We start from the raw sequence: 2670 nt of genomic DNA on the forward strand, positions 1-2670 counted from the left end.
CGCGGGCGACGGCGGCGGAGGCGGCGGAGGCGGTGCGTCGGCCGACTCCCGCTGGACGGCCCCGGGCTTCGCGGCCATGGCGCGCATGCGGCGCCCCCCTCCGTAGAAGTTGCGGTAGCCCGGCCCGCCCAGCCCGTAGCCGTCCCCGAACTTCAGCGTGTCGTCGGAAGGCTCCGGCGCGGAGGGCCGGCCCCGGCCCAGCTCGTCGAAGAGCCAGTCCGCGCCGGAGACGCCACCGGACGCGCGGAAGTCCACGTAGAGGGTCTGCTGCGGATACAGCTGCGCCACCTGGGGCGGCGTGTGCGGCCCGAAGGCGTTCAGCGACTGATCGTACATGTACGCGAGCAGCTCCGCGGCCCCCGCCTCCAGCTTCGCGCCCTTCGGCCCCTTCACCGTGACGCGGAAGGTCTCCTTCGCGCCGGGCCGCAGCGTGTCGCGGAACGTGGCGAACTCCAGGCTGAGCTCCTTGTCGTCGAAGGGCACGGACACCGTCTGCTGGAAGTTCAGCGCCTGCCAGTCGCGCACCATGGAGAGCACCACCGTGAAGCCGCCCCGCAGGCCTCCGTCACAGGGAGCTCCACCACCGCGCGCCCCTGCCCCGCCGTCAGCAGGCGGTGCTCCACGCGCTGGCGCCCCTGGTACACGTCCATCACCAGCGGCTGGCCCTCGAAGCCGGAGGCCACCATCAAGCGCGCCACCTCGCCCACGCGCACGGAGGCACGCTCCGCCGCCAGCACCGCCGGCAACCCCGCCGGGGCACGAACCCCCGCCACCACGAAGTCCCGCTGCGCGGTGGCCTTCTGGCCGAACGCATCCGTCGTCTCGTAGCGCAGGCGGTACGCCCCCGCGCGCAGCGCCGGCAGCTTCACGGCGGCGACCCCGTCCGCGCCATGCGTCACCGCCGCCTGCGCCACCTCCGCGCCGTCGTCCCAGCGTCGCAGCGTCTGCTCCACGTCGTAGACGCGTCCCAGCGCGGCTTGAGCGCGTCACCCGGCGTGGGGGACACCTCCTTGGGCTCCCGCGCGTCCGCGTCCAGGGGCCGGGGCGCTTCGACCGGCACCTCCGACGGCATCAGCGGGCGGGCCGGAGCCTTCAAGGCGACGAGCCGCCAGCGGCCCGGGCCGGCCTGCGGCGCGCCATCCAGGTTCGCGCGGATGAGCCGCACCTCCGACGGGAAGTCCTCGCGGACGAACCCCACGTCGGACTCCACCCGGCCCTCCACGGACACGAAGCCCAGACGGAAGGAACGGCTCGCGGAGCGCGTCTCCCCGCCCTCGTCCGTCAGGTCCGCCTCCACGCGGTAGCGCCACGACATGCCCTGCGCCTTCGCGAGCCGCTCATCCGCCTCCGGGGTGAACGCCACGGTGAAGCCACCGTCCTCGCCCACCGAGGCCGTCCCGGAGGCCACCAGCTCCGTGGTGGCCGGGACGCGCTCCCAGAACCACCAGCGGGGCAGCACCGGCTCACGCGACACGCGCCACTTCACCGCGCCGCGCGTCACCGGCAGGCCGAAGTAGTAGCGCGCCTCGCCCTGGAAGCTGGCGCGCCGGTTGAGCCGCAGCGCCTCCGGCGCGTCCTTCAGGGTCACCTCGAAGGTGGGCCGCTTGTACTCCTCCACGCGCACGCCCGCGTAGCCGTTGGGGCTGGTGCGCACGGTCCACTGGCCCAGCGGCCGCCCCGACGGAAGGTCGAACTCTCCCGCCACCGACCCGAACGTGTTGGTGCGCGCCTCGCGCTTCGCCACCTCCTGGCCGTTGGGGTCGACGAGCGACACCGTCACCGGCGAGTCCGGCAGGACGCGGTAGCGCTTCGACAGCTCCTCCGGGCGGTAGGCCACCACCTTCCACAGCAGCTTCTGCTGGGGACGGTAGACGGCGCGGTCCGTGTAGATGAGCGTCTGGTCCCGCGGGGACGGCTCGTAGAGGGGGGACAGGTACACCGAGCCCGGGAACACCATCGCGCCCCTGCCCCTCCCCACCACCAGCTGCATGTCCTCGTAGCGGTCGGAGTCCTTGCCCTCCAGCACCAGGTCGCCATTCGCGTCGGTGCGGCGGCTGACGACGCTGAAGCGGCGCGTGCGGTAGTCCGGCTTCACCAGCCGCACCTCCACGTTCGGAGCGCCCGCCCCCGTGGCCCCGTCCACGACGTGGAGCTCCGCCTGGTGGGGGTCCGCCTTGCGCACCGTCATCGCCCAGTTGGACACGGACATCGGCAGGGAGAGGAGCTTGCTGTCCTTCTTCGCGAAGTCCTCGCGCGTGGACATGACGATGACGTACGCGCCCGGCTTGAGCGCCGGCGGCGTCACGAAGGTCTGGTGCCGCTGGAAGTCGGGCGTGGGAGGAAGGGCCGTGCTCCACGCGGCGTCCGGCTTGCGCGACGCCACCAGCCGGAGCACCTCCGCGTCGGAGGCGAACAGCGACAGGTCCGGGTCGGGCTTCGCGAGCCGGGCCTCCACGTCCATCGCGTACGCCCGCAGGTACAGCGGGCCCACGTTGCGGTGGCCCACCAGGATGGAGCGCTTGCCCGGCCCGTCCACCTGCATCCCGGTCGCGTACAGCTCCGGCGCCTCCAGGCTCGCCACCAGGGCCGCGCACTGCGCGCCGCCCACCGACTTCGGCCACGCCTCCGCGCCCGCCTTCGCCAGCGCGTGCGCGGTGATGGCCCGGCCCG

General features: G+C 73.6%; 3 protein-coding genes. All 3 read right to left on the reverse strand.

The genetic code is table 11. From position 1 onward, the window contains the following. The coding region (locus ACLEQD_RS40885) for a hypothetical protein (protein ID WP_410391336.1) at nucleotides 1–528 on the reverse strand (528 nt) is incomplete at its 3' end. Then, entirely contained in the window at nucleotides 504–953 is a 450-nt protein-coding gene (locus ACLEQD_RS40890) for a hypothetical protein (RefSeq protein WP_410391337.1), read from the reverse strand. The genes ACLEQD_RS40890 and ACLEQD_RS40885, both read right to left, overlap by 25 nt. After that, nucleotides 896–2670, reverse strand: a 1775-nt coding sequence (locus ACLEQD_RS40895) for an MG2 domain-containing protein (RefSeq protein ID WP_410391338.1), incomplete at its 5' end; no start/stop codon positions are given. The genes ACLEQD_RS40890 and ACLEQD_RS40895, both read right to left, overlap by 58 nt.

The organism is Corallococcus sp. 4LFB, assembly GCF_046520365.1.
In the GTDB taxonomy this organism is placed as follows: domain Bacteria; phylum Myxococcota; class Myxococcia; order Myxococcales; family Myxococcaceae; genus Corallococcus; species Corallococcus caeni.